Origin of the sequence: Glycomyces albidus, assembly GCF_009451885.1 — a bacterium.
Taxonomy (GTDB): domain Bacteria; phylum Actinomycetota; class Actinomycetes; order Mycobacteriales; family Micromonosporaceae; genus Glycomyces; species Glycomyces albidus.
In genome coordinates this window covers 1-17,107 of record NZ_WIAO01000001.1, presented here as the reverse complement: position 1 = coordinate 17,107, position 17,107 = coordinate 1, and the positions used below count along the sequence as shown (strand labels likewise).

22 protein-coding genes and 1 pseudogene are annotated in these 17,107 nt (G+C 73.5%); 10 read left to right on the top strand and 13 right to left on the bottom strand.

All coding sequences use genetic code 11. The annotated features are described in order from the left end of the window. Positions 1-228: 228 nt before the first annotated feature. A complete protein-coding gene (locus GFD30_RS00110; protein WP_153023204.1) occupies positions 229-1,380 on the top strand; it encodes a beta propeller repeat protein in 1,152 nt (383 codons plus the stop codon). After that, positions 1,380-1,658, top strand: a complete 279-nt coding sequence (locus tag GFD30_RS00105; protein WP_227995684.1) for a MoaD/ThiS family protein — start codon at positions 1,380-1,382, stop codon at positions 1,656-1,658. The genes GFD30_RS00110 and GFD30_RS00105 overlap by 1 nt, the downstream gene beginning before the upstream one ends. A 49-nt stretch (positions 1,659-1,707) precedes the next feature. On the opposite strand, the gene GFD30_RS00100 is transcribed toward GFD30_RS00105, so the two are convergent. Further along, entirely contained in the window at positions 1,708-2,142 is a 435-nt protein-coding gene (locus tag GFD30_RS00100; RefSeq protein ID WP_322632768.1) for an FKBP-type peptidyl-prolyl cis-trans isomerase, read from the bottom strand. Between the two features lie 165 nt (positions 2,143-2,307). Here GFD30_RS00100 and GFD30_RS00095 point away from each other — a divergent pair, with 165 nt between their 5' ends. Beyond that, on the top strand, positions 2,308-2,910 hold the full coding sequence (locus GFD30_RS00095) for a rhomboid family intramembrane serine protease (protein ID WP_194201796.1): 603 nt from the start codon (positions 2,308-2,310) through the stop codon (positions 2,908-2,910). Beyond that, positions 2,907-3,131: a hypothetical protein gene (locus GFD30_RS00090; RefSeq protein WP_227995683.1), complete on the top strand. Its 225-nt coding sequence runs from the start codon at positions 2,907-2,909 to the stop codon at positions 3,129-3,131. Before GFD30_RS00095 ends, GFD30_RS00090 begins: the two co-directional genes overlap by 4 nt. Positions 3,132-3,451: 320 nt before the next feature. Here GFD30_RS00090 and GFD30_RS00085 read toward each other — a convergent pair whose 3' ends face one another. The 3 genes from GFD30_RS00085 to GFD30_RS00075 form a co-directional block, all read right to left on the bottom strand. Continuing rightward, positions 3,452-3,862, bottom strand: a complete 411-nt coding sequence (locus tag GFD30_RS00085; RefSeq protein ID WP_153023202.1) for a VOC family protein — start codon at positions 3,860-3,862, stop codon at positions 3,452-3,454. Positions 3,863-3,947: 85 nt separating this feature from the next. Further along, positions 3,948-4,880, bottom strand: coding sequence for an NADP-dependent oxidoreductase (locus GFD30_RS00080; RefSeq protein ID WP_194201795.1), 933 nt, complete (start codon positions 4,878-4,880; stop codon positions 3,948-3,950). Positions 4,881-4,968: 88 nt separating this feature from the next. Continuing rightward, the gene (locus GFD30_RS00075) at positions 4,969-5,154 is read right to left on the bottom strand and encodes a hypothetical protein (RefSeq protein WP_153023200.1); all 186 of its coding nucleotides are present in this window, start codon (positions 5,152-5,154) and stop codon (positions 4,969-4,971) included. Between the two features lie 269 nt (positions 5,155-5,423). On the opposite strand from GFD30_RS00075, the gene GFD30_RS00070 reads away from it, so the two are divergent. Continuing rightward, positions 5,424-6,518 (top strand): hypothetical protein, encoded by a 1,095-nt coding sequence (locus GFD30_RS00070; RefSeq protein ID WP_153023199.1) that lies wholly within the window; start codon positions 5,424-5,426, stop codon positions 6,516-6,518. A gap of 217 nt (positions 6,519-6,735) precedes the next feature. On the opposite strand, the gene GFD30_RS00065 is transcribed toward GFD30_RS00070, so the two are convergent. Together GFD30_RS00065 and GFD30_RS00060 are read right to left on the bottom strand one after the other, a co-directional pair. Further along, on the bottom strand, positions 6,736-7,323 hold the full coding sequence (locus GFD30_RS00065) for a DinB family protein (RefSeq protein WP_153023198.1): 588 nt from the start codon (positions 7,321-7,323) through the stop codon (positions 6,736-6,738). Positions 7,324-7,352: 29 nt separating this feature from the next. Beyond that, on the bottom strand, positions 7,353-7,652 hold the full coding sequence (locus GFD30_RS00060) for a putative quinol monooxygenase (protein WP_153023197.1): 300 nt from the start codon (positions 7,650-7,652) through the stop codon (positions 7,353-7,355). 8 nt (positions 7,653-7,660) lie between these two features. Between GFD30_RS00060 and GFD30_RS28160 the strand changes: the two are divergent. Next, positions 7,661-8,098 (top strand): annotated as a pseudogene (locus tag GFD30_RS28160) (SAM-dependent methyltransferase); the annotation flags it as partial. A gap of 5 nt (positions 8,099-8,103) precedes the next feature. Further along, positions 8,104-8,445 (top strand): hypothetical protein, encoded by a 342-nt coding sequence (locus tag GFD30_RS27405; RefSeq protein ID WP_265575374.1) that lies wholly within the window; start codon positions 8,104-8,106, stop codon positions 8,443-8,445. 69 nt (positions 8,446-8,514) lie between these two features. On the opposite strand, the gene GFD30_RS00050 is transcribed toward GFD30_RS27405, so the two are convergent. From GFD30_RS00050 to trhA, 3 genes are all read right to left on the bottom strand, one after another. Beyond that, positions 8,515-8,955, bottom strand: a complete 441-nt coding sequence (locus GFD30_RS00050; RefSeq protein WP_153023196.1) for a DoxX family protein — start codon at positions 8,953-8,955, stop codon at positions 8,515-8,517. A 100-nt stretch (positions 8,956-9,055) separates the two neighbouring features. Continuing rightward, positions 9,056-9,442: a DnaJ family domain-containing protein gene (locus GFD30_RS00045; RefSeq protein ID WP_153023195.1), complete on the bottom strand. Its 387-nt coding sequence runs from the start codon at positions 9,440-9,442 to the stop codon at positions 9,056-9,058. A gap of 40 nt (positions 9,443-9,482) precedes the next feature. Further along, a complete protein-coding gene (gene trhA, locus GFD30_RS00040; protein ID WP_153023194.1) occupies positions 9,483-10,139 on the bottom strand; it encodes a PAQR family membrane homeostasis protein TrhA in 657 nt (218 codons plus the stop codon). A gap of 177 nt (positions 10,140-10,316) precedes the next feature. Between trhA and GFD30_RS00035 the strand changes: the two genes are divergently transcribed. Then, positions 10,317-10,835: a DUF2269 domain-containing protein gene (locus GFD30_RS00035; protein ID WP_153023193.1), complete on the top strand. Its 519-nt coding sequence runs from the start codon at positions 10,317-10,319 to the stop codon at positions 10,833-10,835. On the opposite strand, the gene GFD30_RS00030 is transcribed toward GFD30_RS00035, so the two are convergent. After that, positions 10,762-11,904, bottom strand: a complete 1,143-nt coding sequence (locus GFD30_RS00030) for a glycosyltransferase family 4 protein (RefSeq protein WP_153023192.1) — start codon at positions 11,902-11,904, stop codon at positions 10,762-10,764. The genes GFD30_RS00035 and GFD30_RS00030 overlap by 74 nt on opposite strands. Before the next feature lie 160 nt (positions 11,905-12,064). Here GFD30_RS00030 and GFD30_RS00025 point away from each other — a divergent pair, with 160 nt between their 5' ends. Next, the gene (locus tag GFD30_RS00025) at positions 12,065-12,976 is read left to right on the top strand and encodes a hypothetical protein (protein WP_153023191.1); all 912 of its coding nucleotides are present in this window, start codon (positions 12,065-12,067) and stop codon (positions 12,974-12,976) included. Between the two features lie 235 nt (positions 12,977-13,211). Here the strand turns inward: GFD30_RS00025 and GFD30_RS00020 are convergent, their stop codons facing one another. Continuing rightward, positions 13,212-13,970: an AraC family transcriptional regulator gene (locus tag GFD30_RS00020; protein WP_322632767.1), complete on the bottom strand. Its 759-nt coding sequence runs from the start codon at positions 13,968-13,970 to the stop codon at positions 13,212-13,214. Positions 13,971-14,131: 161 nt separating this feature from the next. Between GFD30_RS00020 and GFD30_RS00015 the strand changes: the two genes are divergently transcribed. After that, positions 14,132-14,809 (top strand): DUF6319 family protein, encoded by a 678-nt coding sequence (locus GFD30_RS00015; protein WP_153023190.1) that lies wholly within the window; start codon positions 14,132-14,134, stop codon positions 14,807-14,809. Between the two features lie 375 nt (positions 14,810-15,184). On the opposite strand, the gene GFD30_RS00010 is transcribed toward GFD30_RS00015, so the two are convergent. Next, positions 15,185-15,697, bottom strand: a complete 513-nt coding sequence (locus GFD30_RS00010) for a helix-turn-helix domain-containing protein (RefSeq protein ID WP_153023189.1) — start codon at positions 15,695-15,697, stop codon at positions 15,185-15,187. Next, positions 15,697-17,107, bottom strand: a 1,411-nt coding sequence (locus tag GFD30_RS27400) for a helix-turn-helix domain-containing protein (RefSeq protein WP_194201794.1), incomplete at its 5' end; no start/stop codon positions are given. The genes GFD30_RS00010 and GFD30_RS27400, both read right to left, overlap by 1 nt.

The following is a 17,107-nucleotide window of genomic DNA, read 5'->3' as shown; positions in this document are numbered from 1 at the left end:
GCCCCATCCGTTCGCAACGTAACACGATCACCGGCACCCCGACACCTGCACCTCTGCTCGATTCCCCCGAATGATCCTCCGGCTCAACGGCCCCGACGCCGCCGCCGACCGCATCCGCACCCACCTCGCACGAAACACCCCACCGAAACCCCGGAACACCCGGAAAACGTCACACCCTGACGGCACCATGAGGACAACAAGCCACACCGCACGGCAAAGGAGCCCGCCATGGCCTACCTCGTCCTCATCGGCACCCGCAAAGGCCTCTTCACCGCCACCAGCGACGACCGCGTCCACTGGAGTGTCGACGGCCCCGCCAAACTCGACGCCGACGGCTTCACCGCCGTCGCCGAAATCTACGCCGCCGCCTGCGACCCCGACACCGGCCGCATCCTCGTCGGCGCCTCCACCTTCTTCGGACCCTCCATCTGGCGCTCCGACGACCACGGCCGCACCTGGCACGAACCCGTCAACGCCCCCATGGCATTCCCACAAGACCTGCCCTACCGGCCCCTCGACTTCTCCGACACCGCCGGCATCGACCAACCCGACAGCCCCGAGACCAACACCGTCAAACGCATCTGGCAACTCACCTTCGGCCCCGAAGGCCGCGTCTGGGCCGGCGTCGAACCCACCAGCCTCTGGACCTCCGACGACGGCGGCGACACCTTCGCCTTCAACCAAGCCCTCTGGGACCACCCCCAGCACACCACCTGGGCCTCCGGCGCCGGCGGACCCGCCGTCCACACCATCGTCCCCCACCCCGGCGAACCCGAGAAACTCACCATCGCCATCTCCTCCGGCGGCATCTACCAGACCCACGACGACGGCCAAACCTGGAACGGCATCACCAAAGGCATCACCGTCGACTACGCCCCCGACGAAGCCCCCGAATCCGGCCAGTGCATCCACAAAGTCACCCGCGACGCCGCCGGCACCCTCTTCGTCCAAAGCCACGGCCCCGCCTACCGCTCCACCAGCCCCCAAGGCGACTGGCAGAACATCTCCGCCACCCTCCCCTCCAACTTCGGCTTCGCCATCGTCGCCCACCCCACCCGACCCGGCACCGTCCTCGCCTGGCCCGTCGGCGAATCCATGGACCGCACCCCACCCGGCGCCCGCATCGCCGCCTGGCGCACCACCGACGGCGGCGACACCTGGACCTCCTGGTCCCAAGGCCTCCCCGACGAGAACTACTACGGCACCGTCATGCGCGACGGCGCCTGCACCGACGGAGCCCCCGACCCCGGCTGGTACTTCGGCACCCGCTGCGGCGACGTCTGGGCCGCCGCCGACAGCGACGGCCAATGGCACCAAGTCGCCGCCCACCTCCCCGACGTCCTCTGCGTCCGCGCCATGCAGACACCCGCGGAGCACTGATGGTCGACGTCAAGATCCCCGCCGCACTCGCCTCCGAATGCGGCGGCAACCGCCACCTCACCGTCGACCTCGACGAGCACGCCACACTCGCCGACCTCCTCGACGGCATCGCCCGCACCCACCCCCGCCTCGCCAGACGCCTGCGCGACGAATCAGGGAAACTGCGCCGCTACGTCAACATCTACATCGGCGACGACGAATCCCGCCGCCTCCAAGGACTCGACACACCACTCGGCCACCACGACATCCACATCCTCCCCTCCATCGCCGGAGGATGAACACAAAAGAAGAGGGGCCGCCACCCGGCGGCCCCTCCCACACGAACACCTACGACTTGCCGTTCACCGACACCACGTCGACCACGAACACCAGCGTCTCATTCGGACCGATCACACCGCCCGCACCCGACGCACCGTACCCCAGCTCCGGCGGAATCACGATCAGACGCCGGCCACCGACCCGCGCCCCCACCAACCCGTCATTCCACCCCTGAATCACCGGCGCCGAACCCAACGGCGACACCGTGAACGGCTGCGCCCCCCGATTCCACGACGCATCGAACTCCCGACCGTTCGACCAGTTGAACCCCGCATACTGCACCGCGACCGCATCCCCGGCCTGCGCCACCGCACCCGAACCCTCCACCACATCGAACGTCAACAGCCCCGCCGGAGCCGCCGCATCCGGCACCCCCACCACCGGCTTCGCACCCAGCTCCGCCGACACCGACACCTCGACACCGTCACCGACCTGCACCAACACACTCACATCCTTCACATCCGAGCCGCCCCCGGCGACCCACGAAACCAACCGGCACACCGCGCCGGCACCACAAACCCCACCAGCCTAAGCACCACCGCCCCCACCCCCACATGCGCCCTCCGACTACCCTTCACACCACCACCCGAACCCACACGAGGAGCCGCAGTGACCCTCCCCGTCCCACCCGCACCCCGCACCCGACACCCCCTCCGCACCGCCCTCACCACCTGGGGCGCCCTCATCGCCCTCCTCTGGGCCGTCCTCATCACCGACCTCTTCCTCCCCGCCCACCTCACCGCCCACGGCATCACCCCCCGCACCCTCGACGGCCTCCTCCCCGGCATCCTCGCCGCCCCCTTCCTCCACGCCGACCCCGCCCACCTCGCCGCCAACACCGTCCCCCTCGCCGTCATGGGCGTCATCGCCGCCCTCCGCGACCGCCCCGGCATGTGGACCGCGCTGGCGGTCGCCCTGGTCGTCTCCGGGCTCGGCGTGTGGCTGATCTCGCCGCCAAACACGGTGACCGTCGGTGCCTCCGGAGTCGTGTTCGGACTGTTCGGGTACCTGTTGGCGCGCGGGCTCTTCATGCGCCGCCTCGGCGACTTCCTCATCGCACTGCTGGTGTTCCTGGTGTACGGATCCCTTATCTGGGGCGTCCTGCCGACCAGCCCGTTCGTGTCCTGGCAGGCGCACCTGTTCGGGTTCGCCGGCGGCATCCTCGCCGCGATCGCCGTCGCACGCGCCCGCCGCGCCCGGGCCCAGCCGTGAACGCGCCCGGCGGGTTCTCCTTCCGCGAGAACGGCGACGGCACCGTGGTGATCACCCACCGCGGCCGCGAGGCCGCGACCCTGCGCGGCCCCCGCGCCGCGAAGTTCCTCGCCGAAGTCGCCGCCGGCGACCCCCAGCTCGTCATGGCCCGCTGGACCGGCGCCTACAAGTTCGGCAACGAGCGCACCGCCCGCAACCACCCCCGCAACCAGCGGAAATAATCCTCACGCGGGTCCGACTCGGCATGCCGGCCGCGGGGGACCAGCCGTCCACGCAAGCCCCGGCCGAAGCCGCGGTCAACCCCGACACCACCCTCGATGCCTGCCGCGAACGCGGACGCCGAGGACTCGTCGCACCCGAACCCGAAGCCGGCACCATCGCCACCAGCGCCGGCGACGACCACCCGACACCGGGGGAGAAGCCCGACCCCCGCCAGGACGCCGCCCTCGCCGCCCAACGCCCGCCGCAGCCCCAAGCGCGATTCCCACAAGCAACGGTGGGCGGGACCCAAGCCCCGCCCACCGTTCGCCACACCCCGCGCCTACTCGGTCGCGATGTCGACCATCCACCCGATCCCGAACCGGTCCACCAGCGCCCCGAACTCGTCGCCCCACATCTGCTTCTCCAGCGGGATGTTCACCGACCCGCCCTCAGAGAGCCCCTCGAAGTACCGCCGCAGCGTCGCCGCGTCGCCCGGCTCCCCGGAGATGCTGATGGAGATGTTCTGCCCCGGCTGGTACGGCATCCCCGGCGGCGTGTCCGACGCCATCACCGTGAACCCGTCCGCCGACGTCAACTGCGCGTGCATCACCTGCTCCGGCGGCGCGTCCGGCACCCCCGACTCACCGAACGTCATGACCTTCAAGTCACCGCCGAGCACCGACTGGTAGAACTCCATCGCCTCCCGCGCGTTCCCGTTGAACGACACGTACGGATTGAGGATCGAACCCATCGCAGACTCCTTCCGTCCGACCTACCGCCATCGTCGCAGCGCCCACCCGCCCAGGCGGCAGAATCCGCAACACGAGCCCGGGGGATCAGACCAGGCCGAACACCAGCTTCCCCGCGAACCCGCCCGCCTCCATCAACGCATGCGCCGCAGCGAACTCCTCCAGAGCGAACACCCGCGCCACATGCACCCGCAGCAGATCCCGCTCCACCAGGTCCGCCAGCGCCTCCAGACCCGACCCGTCCGGCTCCACCAACTGGAACCGCGTGTCGATCCCGCGCCGCACCGCCTCCGGGAAGGCCCGGTCCCGCGTCGAGTAGTGCATCTGCAGCAGCGTCCCGCCGTCCCGGATCACCGACACCGACCGCTCCGCCACGTCGCCGCCCAGCGTGCTCAGCACGACGTCCACGTCCTCGACGGCCTTCGTGAAGTCCTCGTTCCGGTAGTCCACCACTTCGTCCGCGCCCAGGCCCAGCACGAACTCGCGGTTGGCCGCGCTCGCGGTGCCGATGACGCGGGCGCCTGCCGACTTGGCGATCTGGACGGCGAGGTGCCCGATCCCGCCGGCGGCGGCGTGGATCAGCACCGTCTGTCCTTTTCGGATCCGGGCGCGGGGGATGAGCGACTGCCACGCGGTCAGGCCCGTCAGCGGGAGCGCGGCGGCCTCCACGTGCGACAGGGACGCGGGTTTCAGGGCGAGGTCGCGCGCGGGGGCCGTCAGGTACTCGGCGTGCGCGCCGGCGCGGTGCGGGAACCGGGGCATGCCGAACACCTCGTCGCCGACGCGGAACCTGGTGACGCCGATGCCGACCTGTTCGACGACGCCCGAGACGTCCCAGCCGAGCGTGAACGGCGGCTCGCCGATGTACAGGCCGATCTCGCGTGCGGCCGGGTCGACCGGGTTGAGGCTCGCGGCGTGCACCCGCACGAGCACTTCGCCGTAGAACGGCTCAGGGCGCGCCACGTCCTCGAGCCGCAGGACCTCGGTCCCGCCGAGCACCGATTGGGTCACCGCTCGCATCGTCGCATTCACAGGGCCGCCTCGTCTCCACCGGATCTCGTTTCGAATCCACGCGAGCATAGATCACGGCCGCGCGCCCGCACCGGCCTCAGCTGTCCGTTCCCGGTGCAGACGGCATCCGCCGCTCGAGTGTGTCGACGAGTTTGGCGGTGAAACGGTGCAGGTGCGGATCGAGGGTCTCGATCGGTTCGTCGAGCACTTGTGCCAGCGACAGCCACTTGATACCGGAGAACTCTTCTTCGCTGAACCAGGTGACGGCATCGACGATTGTCACGTGGCACATGATGTCACCCGCCGCGGGAGGTCTCGCGCCCTTCCCGGCCGCCGCCGACTCGGCCGAGGACTGCATCGGCGGTCCGATCGCGCCGAAAGGCCGCCGACCCGACGAACGGCGCCGCCGAGCGCGGTTGGTCCGGTCCGGGCCGAAACACTCATTACTTGCGGGAACGGCACTTCTCGTGAGTTATGTATCCAGGCGGGATGGCGTTGTTTTTCCATTATTTAAATATCAATACCGGAAATAAATAATGTTAAGATGCGGGCATGACGAAAACCGATGCAACCGTCCAGGCCGCCGCGAAGCACGTGACGCTGTGCAAGCGCTGCGGCACGCCGATCCCGCAGACCCCGGGCCGCGGGCGCCCGCGCCTGTACTGCGCCGACGGCGACTGCGCCTCGCAGGCCAAGCGCCAGCGCGAGCTGCGCCGCGCGACCCCCGGGCTCGAAGGGGCGCTCGCGCGGGCCGAGGAGCTGTACGAGCAGATCGAGCAGTCGATGGCGTCGGCGCTGGCGCCGCTCGCGGAGGCGCTGCGGGCGGAGACGGATCCGGCGGAGGTCGAGGCGCGGATCGCCGAGGTGCGGTCGGAGGCCGCCAGTGCGGTGGCGGCGGCGCGGGCCGAGCGGGACGAGGTGGCCGGCCGGGCGGCGGCGCTGCGCGATGAGTTCGCGGCGGCCCGGTCGGAGGTCGAGCGGGTGTCGGCGGTCGCGGAGGCGAGTGCGTCGCGGGCGAAGGAGGCGGTGGCGGCAAGGGTCGCGGCGGTGAAGGACGCGGAGGCGGCGCGCGAGGAGGTGTCGCGGGCGCTGGCCGAGGCGTCGGCTGCGGTGGCCGAACGCGATGCGGCGGCGGCCGAGGCGGAGCGGGCGCGGGAGGCGGCCGCGGGTGCGGTGCTGGAGCGGGATGCCGCGGTGGCGGGGCGCGCGGAGGCCGAGCAGGCGGCCGCTGCGGCTCGTGGTGAGGCGGAGGCGGCTCGGGCGCGGGCCGATCAGGTGGCTGCGGAGGCGGCGGAGGCGCTGCGGGCCGGTGAGGCGGCGCTGGAGCGGGCCGAGTCGCGGGTGTCAGCGGTGATGGTCGAGCGGGACCGGGAGCGGTCGCGGGTGGAGTCGCTGGTGGCGGAGTTGGCGGTGGCGCGGCGGGACGCGGAGCAGGCGGCGGCCGCCGCCGCGGAGCGCTCGGGTCTGTTGGAGGTGCGTGACGGTGAGCTGGCGGCGGTCCGCGAGTCGCTGGCCGGTGCGGTCGCGGATCAGCGGGTGCTGGGCTCGCGCCTGGAGTCGGCCGAGGCGGCGGGTGCGGCGGCGCGGGCCGAGGTGGAGTCGTGGCGTGAGCGTGCCTTGGCGGCGGAGGCGCGCTTGCAGTCGTAGGGGTACTCCCCCGCCCGCCGGAGCGGGTGTTTTGTCTGTTTCGGGGCGAGGTTGCGGGGGCTTGGTGGCTGGTGCTGCCGGGCTCCCGGCATGTTGGGCTGGGCGGCGCGGCCGTTGGGCCGAGGTGGGGCGGGGCTTCGGGTGATTCGGTGTTGGGCGCCCGGCGTGCCACCGAGCGGGCGACCGTGCTCGGTGGCACGCTACCGGTTTGGGGTGGTCAGCGGGCGGCGGCTTGGCGGGCGGCCTGTTCGACCTGGTCGCGGTAGGCGGGCCAGTCGATGTCGTCGCCGGGGAGGTTGGTGTTGCCGGGGCGGAGGCCGGCGGCGCCGTCGATGGTCTCGCGGACGATGTCGGCGTGGCCGGCGTGGCGGTTGGTCTCGGCGATCATGTGGACGAGGATCTGGTGGAGGGTGACGGTGCGGCGTTCTTCAGGCCACCAGGGGACGGTGCCGGTGGCGTCGAGGTCGAGGGCGTCGATGGTGGCGTTGGCGTGGTCCCAGACGCGCCGGTAGAGGCCGGTGATGGATTCGGTGGTCTCCTCCGGGGCGGCCCACATCTCGATGTTGGGGACCGTTTCGATGAGGGCGAACCAGGCGGGCGGGTCGGGGAAGGGCCGGCCGAAGCACAGGCCGAGGTATTCGACGTCGGTGGAGGCGCAGTGCTTGACGAGGCCGAGGAGGTTGGTGCCGGTGGGGGTGAGGGGTCGGCGCAGGTCGTACTCCCCCAGGCCGTCGAGTTTCCACAGGAGGGCTTCGCGGGCGGTCTGGAGGTAGTGCTTGAGGATGGTCTTGGCGTCGTCGGTCATGGGTGCGAGTGTGGCACCGGGGTGTGACATCAGAGGTCGATGGGGTGGGATTCGAAGATGCGGACGTCGGCGGGGCGGGCGCGGTAGGGGTCGAGTGCGGTGTCGGCTTCGGCGTGGTGGGGCGCGTCGAGGTGGGCTTGGAGGGCGGTGCGGTCGGTCCATTGTTCGACGCAGATGAAGGCGCCGGGTTCGGTGATGCTCTCCCAGAAGGCGTAGGCGAGGCAGCCGGGGTCGCGGGCGAGGGTGGCTTCCTGGAGGGCGCGCAGGCCGTCGCGGTAGGCGTCGGCGTGCTCGGGCCGGGCCCAGAGGTGGGCGTGGACGGTGATCATGGCGTGGAGTGTATTCGTTTGCGGGGCTGCGGGGTTGCTGCTACGGTCCGGCGGTGGCAGATCTTGAGGGGCCGAAGCGTTTCGGCCATCGTGTGTTCAACTCCCCCGCCGCCGCGTGGCGGGTGGACCGGCTGGTGGCCGATCTCGCGGCGGCGGGTCCGGCGACGATCGTCGACATCGGTTGCGGTCTGGGTGAGCTGCTGCGCCGGGTGGCGGCGGCCGTGCCCGGTGCGACGGCGGTCGGGATCGATTCGGATCGCGAGCTGATCGAGCGGGGCCGCGCCGCCGCGGTCGAGCAGGGGCTGGACGGGCGGGTGGAGTTCGTCGAGTACCGGGGTGAGGCGTGGACCGAGCCGGCGGATCTGGTGGTCTGTATCGGTGCCCCGCATGTGTTCGGTTCCAGCGAGACGGCCCTCGAGCGGTTGTATCCGCTGGTGAAGCCGGGCGGCTGGTGTTCGGGGACGGGTTCTGGACCCGGGTGCCGACGGAGGCGGAGCTGGCGACGATGTGGCCGGACACGGGCGTGTCGGAGTGGCTGCTGCTGCCGGATCTGGTCGATGCGGCGATCGGTGTCGGTTTCCGGCCGGTGCGGATCGAGGCGGTCGAGCAGTCGGAGTGGGACGACCTCGAGTCGGAGCTGGCGGCCGATCTGGAGGTGTGGCTGCTGGCCAATCCCGGGCATCCGCGGGCCGATGAGGTCCGGGCGCGGGCCGACCGGAATCGGAACTGGTGGCTGCGGGGGCATCGGGGTCTGCTGGGGTTCGCGTACTTGACGTTGGGGCGGGCGAGGTAGCGTTGTAGGTGTGGGCGCGGCCCGGACCCGGTGGGGGTCCGGGCCTTCGTCGTCTCCTCCCCTGGTTCGTCAGGGGGCGGCGAGGAGGCAGAGGGCGATGAAGAGGGCCTGTTCGGCGGTGCGGATGCCGAGGGGGGTGGGGGGTTTCCCGGCGAGGGTGATGCCGCGCCTGGCGGCGGAGTAGTTGGCGGGGAACATCGCGACGAGGAGTGCGGCGAGGCAGAGGGCGGCTGCGGTGGCGGTGGCGGGGATGAGGAGTCCGGCGGCGCCGGCGAGTTCGAGGACGCCGGTGAGGGCGACGAGGGCGGCGGGGGCGGGGAGGCGTTCGGGGATCATGCGGATCATGTCGTCGCGGAAGCGGGGGGCGAAGTGGACGGCGCCGGTGAGGGTGAACATGGCGGCGAGGCCGATGCGCAGGCTGGTCTGCCAGTCGTCGAGGGCGTCGGCGCCGAGGAGTCCGGCGAGCCGGGCGAGGAGTGTGGCGGCGGTGAGGGTGATGATGGGTGCCATGGGCGGTGCTTTCGGTGGGCGGGCGCGAAACCCGGTCTTGACATTGTCAAGATAAGGATGCACGGACCGTCTTGACACTGTCAAGTCGGTGTGGTGCGCGCTACCGGCGCCGCTCGCGCCAGGCGGCGACGGCCTCGTCGGCGTCGATGAGCCCGAACCGCAGCGGCGGCCCCTCCACGGGCCCGATGAGGGCCTTGCGGATGCGCGCGTTGAGCTCCTCGATCACGGCGCGGACGGCGGCCTCGTCGTCGAGGGCGTCCAGCCGGTCCGGGAGCGCCTCGCGCTCCTTGCCCAGGCGCAGCGCGGGCGGGAGGGCGTCGAGGCCGATGTTCTCGCGGGTGGCCTGCTGGTGCAGCCACCAGTCTTCGCGCAGGGGCTGTCCGATGCCCGGGAGCGGCTTGCCGGCGCCGGGGAGGTTCGCGAACTCGCCGCGCGCCTCGGCTTCCTGGATGGCCCTGTCGACGCCTCTGGCCTGTCGGTCGCTCATGGCGGCACTCCCCTCGCTCGGTGTGCCGCAATGGTATCGGTCAGGCTGCCTGCACGACGAGCGCGACGGCCGCGAACTGGGCGACGTAGGCCGCGACGGTGAAGGCGTGGAAGACCTCGTGGAACCCGAACCACCGCACCGAGGGGTTCGGCCGCTTGAGCGCGTAGACGATGCCGCCGACGGTGTAGAGGACGCCGCCGGCGAAGATGAGCACCGTCGCGGGGATCCCGGCCCCGGCCGCGAGCTGCGGGAGGACGAACACCGCGGCCCAGCCCAGGACGATGTAGAGGACCGTGTACAGCCAGCGCGGGGCGCCGTGCCACAGGACGCGGAAGAGGACGCCGGCGGCGGCGCCGGTCCAGATGACGGTGAGGAGGCCGGTGCGGGCGGTGCCGTCGAGGGCGAGGGCGGCGATCGGGGTGTAGGTGCCGGCGATGATGAGGTAGATGTTGGCGTGGTCGAGGCGTTTGAGGACGGCGGTGGCGCGGTCGGAGAGGCTGGTGCGGTGGTAGAGGGCGGAGATGCCGAAGAGGGCGGCGGAGGCGGCGACGTAGATGGCGGTGGTGAGGCGGCCGGGGTGGGTGGGGGCGGTGGCGATGAGGGTGAGTCCGGCCAGGAGGGCGAGGGGGAAGGCGGCGAGGTGGAGCCAGCCGCGCAGGCGCGGTTTGGGGTGGGGAAGCGCGGGTGCCAGTGCCATGTTTCGAGGTTACGTCCGGTCGTTACCGGTCGGTAGTGTCGTTGTTCCCCCGATTGCGGGTGGGGTTAGGCCCCGGGGGCGGCTGTCGGTGTGTCGCTGGGGTCAGCGCGGGGGCGTAGGGGCGGATACGTTCAGGCGGGGATGTGCGGGGGCGGGTGCGGGCGCGAGCGTGTGGGTATGAGAAAGCTGCATCGTCCCGCATACCGGTTCTTCGTCATCGCGCACGTGGCCTCGTCGGTCGCCTGGCTCGGGTTGAGTCTGAGCCTGCTCGTCCTGGGGGTGCGTGCCGTCTCCACGTCCGATCCGGCCGTTCAGTTCGCGGCCGGCACCGCGATGGACGGTCTCGCGTCGACGCTGGCGGTCCCGTTGGGGGCCGCGGCGATCGTCACCGGTGTCGTGCTCATGTTCGGCACCCGGTGGGGGCCGTCCCACAAGTGGGTGCTCGTGAAGCTGGTCGCGACGGTGGCGGCGTTCGCGGCGACGGTGTTCGCGCTGCGCCCGGGCCTGGCCGCCACGGCGGCGGTCCTGGACCCGGGCCGGCTGCAGGTCCTCGACGACCAGATCATCGCGGGTCCGATCGTGTCTTCGGCGATCTACCTGGGTGCGACGGTCCTGTCGTACGTCAAGCCATGGGGACGGCTGGGCGCGAGGCCCGCACCGGCCCGAGGACGAGTGCCCGCCCGTAGTGCTCGATGAGGGCGTCGCCTTCGGCTTCCCAGGTGCGGCCGCGGACTTTCAGGCGGCCGCGCCTGCCCCATTGGAGCAGGACGTCGCGGCGTTCGGCGAGCGAGGCGACGATGGCGGCCAGCGCGGCCGGGTCGCCGGGCGGGAAGTGGGTGCCGTCGACGCCGGGGTCGACCAGTTCGGCCGCGCCGCCGGCGTCGACGGCGACGACGGCGACGCCGGAGGAGTGGGCTTCCTGGATGGTCTGCCCGAACGTCTCGAACGGTCCGGTGTGGACGAACAGGTCGAGGGAGGCGTAGAGGCGCGAGAGGTCTTCGCCGTGGAGGGGGCCCAGGAACGACGCCTGCGGCATGAGCCGTTCGAGGGCGCGGCGGCGGGGGCCGTCGCCGACGATGACCAGGCGCACGCCCGGGAGCGCGGCGACGTCGGCGAGCCAGTGGAGCTGCTTCTCGCGGGCGAGGCGGCCGACGTAGCCGACGAGGATCTCCCCGTCGGGCACGAGCGCGTCGTGCAGGCCCTGGTCGCGGAAGGAGGGGTGGAAGCGGGAGGTGTCGACGCCGTGCGGGAGGACGGCGACGTTCCCGATGCCCTGGTCGGCCAGGCACTTGGCGGTGCAGTCGGACAGGGCGAGGTTGACCGCGGCGCGGGAGTGGATCGACTTGAGGCGTTTCCACACGAGCTGCTCGAACGCGGTGAGGTGGTAGGCGCGGGTGTAGGCCGGCAGGTCGGTCTGCCAGACGGCGACCGCGGGGACGGCGCGGCGCTCGGCCCACACGGCGGCCCGGGCGGTGTACCCGAAGGGGCTGGCGAGGTGGACGACGTCGGGTTTGTGGGCGTCGAGGGCCTCGTCGAGGGCCCTGGTGGCCAGGCCGGCGCGGAAGTGCCGGTAGGCCGGGAGGCGGACGGAGGGCACGTGTACGACGGGCCAGTCGAAGACCGGGCGCGGGCCCGGCCCGGGGGCGGGGGCGATGACGACCGGCTCGATCCCGCGCGAGGCCAGATGCGCCGCGGCCCGCGCGACGGAGCGGGCCACACCGTTGATCTGAGGCGGGAAGGATTCGGTGACCAGTGCGACTCTCATGACCGGAGCATAAACGTGCCGCTGGGCCCAGGGGGGAATTGGACATGTCGCGGGTCTGAACCGCAGCCGATATTCCCGGCTTTCCGGGTCTGACCAGGCGCGGCGCGGGGGTGTCCGTTTTCTTCAAGACCGGGGGCCGGCCCGGCCGTAGCGTGGCGGTATGGCACGCATCGACGACACAGCGACCGCTGCCGCCGCCCGGTTCGTCTGGACCGCCGGCAGTCTGGTCGACCAGCGCCGCATGGCGTATTTCCTCGGCACCGGGAGCGCGGACGCCGTCCGCGACGCGGTGCTCGCCCATGCCGCCGAGGGGGGCGGCTTCGCGTTCGCGCTCGAACCCGACGTCAAGGGCCCTGAGCCGCAGCCGATCAGCGCCATGGCCGCGCTCGAGGTCCTCGACGAGGCCGGCCGGCTCGACGCGGGGACGGGCGCGGCGGTGTGCGGGTGGCTCGCGCGCCATACGGCCCCTGACGGGGGCGTCCCGGACCTGCTCGAGTCGATCGCGGCGTATCCGCACCCGCCGTGGGTGCAGCCTCCGCCGCAGGACCGCGGGGGCCTGCTGACCACGGCCCGCACTGCGGGGATCCTGCGCCGCAACGGGATCGAGCACGAGTGGGTCGAGGGTGCGGCCGCGTTCTGCCGGGACCGGATCGACGCGCTCGAGACCAGCCACCCGTACGAGGTGTTCAGCATCGCCGCGTTCCTGGGCTCCGAGCCCGACCGGGTCTGGGCCGAGCGGGCCGCGAAGCGCATCGGCGACCTCGTCCGCTCCGCGGGCCTGGTCCTGCTGGACCCCGAGCGTCCCGAGGGGCACGAGTCGCCGCCGGGGTACGCGCCGGGCGAGCACCACCTCGCCTGCGACTTCGCCCCCGAGCCGGGCAGTGCGGGCGCGGCGTGGTTCTCGACCGCGGAGATGACCGCGGCGCTGGACTTCCGCGCGCGCGAGCAGCGCGAGGACGGCGGCTGGCCGATCCACTACCGGCGCTGGCACCCCGGCATCGAGCAGCAGGCCCGGCCCGGGTTCACGTTGGCCGCGCTCCGGACGCTGCGGGCGTGGGAGGGCACGGCGTAGGTCCCGTGGGGCCGGGGCGGGGAGGACGCAGGCTTGCTGCGCCGCGTCTGGCGGCGTGGCGGACCGGCTGTTGCGGCGTGGCCGTCGGTCGCGGGCCGCGCCGGGCGGTGGACTGCTCGGCGGGCTCGGTTCAGGGACCTGTCCTTGGCTGCCACGGGCCAGGCGGGCGGCGCGCCGGGCTCGGAGCGGCCCGCGCTGGCCCACGCGACCCGCCGGCCGGTTCGGGCCGGCGGAGTCACCGAGGCGGCTGCACGAAAGTGCGGCGTTTCGCTTGCCGGCCGGTCGGGGTCGTGCCGGACCAGCGGCGCAGCTGCCGGGACAGGTGGGCCTGGTCGGCGTAGCCCTGCTCGGCCGCGACGCGGGCCCAATCGGGCCGCTCCCCCGCCGCGGCGGCGCGGGCCCGGTTGAACCGCAGGATCTGCTCGAGGGTCTTGGGCCCGTACCCGGCCGAGTCGCGCACGCGCCGGCGCAGCTGCCGCTCGGAGAACCCCAGATCCCGCGCCAGCGCGGCCACGGACGGGGGCCGGGGCCGGTCCAGTGCTGCGGCGGCGGCCAGGGCGACCGGGTCGGGTCCGAAGCCGCGGGCGGCCACCGCGGCGGCGAGGAGGGCGGCGAGGCGCCACGGGTCGGTCTCGGCTTCGGCCCGGTCGGCGAGCGGGCCGGGCCGCCACAGGTCGTCGAGGGCGGGCTGGGCGTCGCGGACCGCGGTGGCCGGGACGGGCCCGAGCAGGGCGCGTGCGGCGCCGGGGCGCAGCCGTACGCCGGCGATGAGCTCCCCGGGGGCGAGCGCCACGTCGCGGGGGCCGGTGTCGGGTCCGGCGACCTCGAGGCGGCCGTGGCGCCACAGCAGGTCCACGCAGCCGTCCGGGACGACCGTGACCGCGTCTGGTCCGGTGGCGCGGCGCACCCACAGGCACGGCGACCACGCCGCCGCGGGCCCGGGTGCGGGCCGCTCCTCATAGACCGGTCCGGTCCGGGAGTGTGCGGTGTCCACGCCCCGACCGTACCGCGCGGCACCGACATCCGCGGGCGGCGTGCGCGACTGGGCGGCGGGGCAGTGTCGGACCCTGCGGGTAGGTATTGGAGGATGCAATCCAGTTCACCAGGCCGCGCCTCGCAGGGCCCTGCCTCCGAACCGATATGAAGGAGCCCCCGATGTCACTGTCGAGTGCCGACATCGCCCATCTGGAAGCGGTGCTGGCGCAAGGGAAGAAACCCAAGGTGGTGTTCACCGACGCGGCCGGGCAGGTCGCCGGCCGCACCGGCAAGGTCGTCGCCCTCGACCCGGCGGGCGTCGACGACTTCGTCACGGTCGCTTTCGGATCCGACGAGCTGCCGTTCTCCGCGGCCGAGCTGCGCCTGCCCGCGCCCGGGGAGGGCGCGCGCCGCTCGGCCCCGCGCCAGCGCTCCGGCGCCCCGTCCGGGCCCGGCCTGCTCCCGGACGACCGTCCCGAACCGAAACCGAAACCCGAAGCGAGCGAGAGGAAACCCGTGACCGAACCCGAAGCGTCCGTGCCCGAACCGGCCCCGGCGAAGAAGAAGGCCGCCCCGCGTCGCGCCCAGGCCGCGAAGCACCCCGAGCTGACCGTCACGCTGGCCTATGAGGACGGCGAGTGGTCCATCGGCGCGACCCGCGGCGCCCGCACGGTCGTCAAGGGCGCCAAGGTCGCCCACGCGAACGCGCTCGCGATGTGCCAGGCGGCCGGGTCCGACGAGGTCGCCGAGGTCGTCTCGGAGGTGGTCGAGAAGATCCGCTCGGAGGCCGCCGAGGAGGCCGCCCGGCTGCGCCGCCAGCTCGAAGAGGCCGAAGCGCGCCTGGCCGAGCTGAAGTAGCCGCACTTCGCGCGGAGCCGACGGGCCCGGGACGCCGACCAGGCGTGCCGGGCCCGGCTGTGTATGCGGGCTCCCCGGGTGGCCCGAGTCGATCGGGTTGTGGGCGTTCGGATCCCGCCCGGGGTGCGCCGCCGCGGTGGGGGGGACGGCGCGCCGGGCGATCCGGTGGCGGCCGGGGTCGGGCGCTGCGTCTCGGTTCGTGCTCGGCTGCGGCGGTCGCACCGTCAGGCGGTGGCGTCGCCGAAGCGGTCGAGACGGTCCGCTCCGGGCCCGATGACGACGGGGTGCCCGGAGCCGGCGTGTACGAGACGAGGGGCCTGGCGCCCGCGGGAAGGCCGGGCGGGCCGCGTTCTCGCCGGCCCGCCGGTGCGCGGGTCAGTCGCGGGCGTGCTTGATGTAGATCATGACCGCTTCGCGGGTGGTCTTGACGCCCAGGGACTGGCGGGCGGCGGCGATGCGGCGGTTGGCGGTCCTGAGGGAGACGAACTCGGCTTCGGCCGCGGCGGCGATCGTCGAGCCCGAGGCCAGGCGCGCCAGGAGGGCGCGCTGCTCGGCGTCGAGGTCGAGGCCGTCGGCGGCTTCGGCCTTCCCGGGGGTCAGGCCCAGGGGGCCGACGCGGCGCAGGTCCGCGGCGAGGTTGAGGGCGAGCTGCCCGGTGGCGACGGCGACGATCCCGGCCCCGCGGGCCGCGGCCAGGACCGCCTGGGACGCGGTGTGGTCGTCGCCGACAGTCCCGTGGCACACCAGGCGCCGCTCGGCGAGGTCCCAGGCCGGCTCCAGCAGCGCGAACCCGCGGTGCGCCGACCAGCCCGCGGCCGCGCACCGGCGCACCAGCGCCTCGGCCTCGCCGGCGGCGGCGACGACGTGCAGGGGCACCTGTTCGCCCATCAGGCCCCACCGCCTTCGGCCGGTGCGGCCGTCAGCAGCACCGCCGCTTCGGTGCGGGTCTTGGCGCCGAGTTTGCGCATACCGGAGCGGATGTGGGTCTCGACGGTCTCGGCGGTGATCCCGAGGATCTCGGCGATCCGCCGCGAGGGGTGCCCGGAGGCGACGTGGCGCAGCACTTCGGCTTCGCGGTCGGTCAGGCCCCCGCCGCCCCGCGCGGAGCGGCGGTCGCGGCGCACGTCGTGCTTGCGCAGGCCCCGGCGGGCCCGGCCGGCGAGGACGATCAGGCCGTGCTCGTCGGCGATCCGCTCGGCCGCTTCGAGGGCGGCGACGGCGGCGGCCGGCTCGCCCGCGTGGGCGGCCAGCGCGAGGAGGCATCGGACCTGCTCGCGGGCGGCCAGGCCGTCCCAGGCGGTCGCGGCCTGCGCGAACGGGCCGGGTGCGGCCTTGTCCCATGCGGCGAGGGTCGAGGCGACCGGCGCGGGCCAGGGGGCGTCGTCGGCGGGGACCGGTTCGGTCCCGGTGTCGTAGGCGATCCACCGGCCGGTGATGTGGGCGAGCCCGCCGACCAGGCCGGGGCGGGCCTCGGGGGCTTCGGGGCCGGGTTGGCCGTCGAGCCAGGCGGTCTCGTGGTCGAGCCAGGCGACGAGCCCGTCGAGGGCGGCGGGTGCGTCGTGGAGGCGGGTCAGGCGGGCGCGGGCGGCGCCCAGGGCCCCGGTGTCGGCTTCGGCGAGGGTGATGGAGGCGGCGATGAGGGTGTCGGCGACGGCGGGGAGGGCGTGGTCGGCCAGGGACTGGGCCGCGGCGATGACGTTGTCGAGTCCGGTGCCGGAGAGGACCAGGCACCAGGCGGCGGCGGCGAGGAACCGGGTCTGCCACGAGTAGGCGCCGTCGGCGCCGGCCCGGTCGGCGGCCTCGTGGGCGACGGCTTCGGCCTCGACCAGGCGGGCGGCGTCGGCGAGGGCGATCACGCGCGACCAGGCGCACCAGGCGGCGGTGGTCGCGTCGCCGGCGTCGCGGGCGAGGGCTTCGGCGTGGGCGAGCGCGTCGGGGTCGTCGCCGGCGAGGGCGGCGGCGAGCCCGGGGTGGTCGATGACCGGGTAGGCGGCGCGGATCCGGTCGGCGAGGGCGTCGCGGTCGCCGGCGGGGGCGCACAGCAGCCGGAGCTGGTCGGTCTCGGGGCCCTCGGGTGCGGCTTCGAGGGCGGCGCGGGCGCGCGGGGCCTCCCCGACCGCCAGGAGCGCCCAGGCGCGCACGACCGCGGTCTCCCCGGTCTGGTCGGGGGCGCGGTCGAGGACGGCGAGCGCGGCGTTGGTGCGGCCGGCTTCGAGTGCGGCGCGGGCGGCGGCGACGGCGTGGGCGCCGTCGAGTTCGGCGGCCAGCAGGAGCGCTTCGGCGCGGGTCTGGGGGCCG

Bases quoted from the DNA above. Each gene is read 5' to 3' on its own strand.
- GFD30_RS00110 (WP_153023204.1), top strand. From the start codon at position 229: ATGGCCTACCTCGTCCTCATCGGCACCCGCAAAGGCCTCTTCACCGCC.
- GFD30_RS00105 (WP_227995684.1), top strand. From the start codon at position 1,380: ATGGTCGACGTCAAGATCCCCGCCGCACTCGCCTCCGAATGCGGCGGC.
- GFD30_RS00085 (WP_153023202.1), bottom strand. From the start codon at position 3,862: ATGGGTTCGATCCTCAATCCGTACGTGTCGTTCAACGGGAACGCGCGG.
- GFD30_RS00080 (WP_194201795.1), bottom strand. From the start codon at position 4,880: ATGCGAGCGGTGACCCAATCGGTGCTCGGCGGGACCGAGGTCCTGCGG.
- GFD30_RS00070 (WP_153023199.1), top strand. From the start codon at position 5,424: ATGACGAAAACCGATGCAACCGTCCAGGCCGCCGCGAAGCACGTGACG.
- GFD30_RS00065 (WP_153023198.1), bottom strand. From the start codon at position 7,323: ATGACCGACGACGCCAAGACCATCCTCAAGCACTACCTCCAGACCGCC.
- GFD30_RS00060 (WP_153023197.1), bottom strand. From the start codon at position 7,652: ATGATCACCGTCCACGCCCACCTCTGGGCCCGGCCCGAGCACGCCGAC.
- GFD30_RS00050 (WP_153023196.1), bottom strand. From the start codon at position 8,955: ATGGCACCCATCATCACCCTCACCGCCGCCACACTCCTCGCCCGGCTC.
- GFD30_RS00045 (WP_153023195.1), bottom strand. From the start codon at position 9,442: ATGAGCGACCGACAGGCCAGAGGCGTCGACAGGGCCATCCAGGAAGCC.
- trhA (WP_153023194.1), bottom strand. From the start codon at position 10,139: ATGGCACTGGCACCCGCGCTTCCCCACCCCAAACCGCGCCTGCGCGGC.
- GFD30_RS00035 (WP_153023193.1), top strand. From the start codon at position 10,317: ATGAGAAAGCTGCATCGTCCCGCATACCGGTTCTTCGTCATCGCGCAC.
- GFD30_RS00030 (WP_153023192.1), bottom strand. From the start codon at position 11,904: ATGAGAGTCGCACTGGTCACCGAATCCTTCCCGCCTCAGATCAACGGT.
- GFD30_RS00025 (WP_153023191.1), top strand. From the start codon at position 12,065: ATGGCACGCATCGACGACACAGCGACCGCTGCCGCCGCCCGGTTCGTC.
- GFD30_RS00015 (WP_153023190.1), top strand. From the start codon at position 14,132: ATGTCACTGTCGAGTGCCGACATCGCCCATCTGGAAGCGGTGCTGGCG.
- GFD30_RS00010 (WP_153023189.1), bottom strand. From the start codon at position 15,697: ATGGGCGAACAGGTGCCCCTGCACGTCGTCGCCGCCGCCGGCGAGGCC.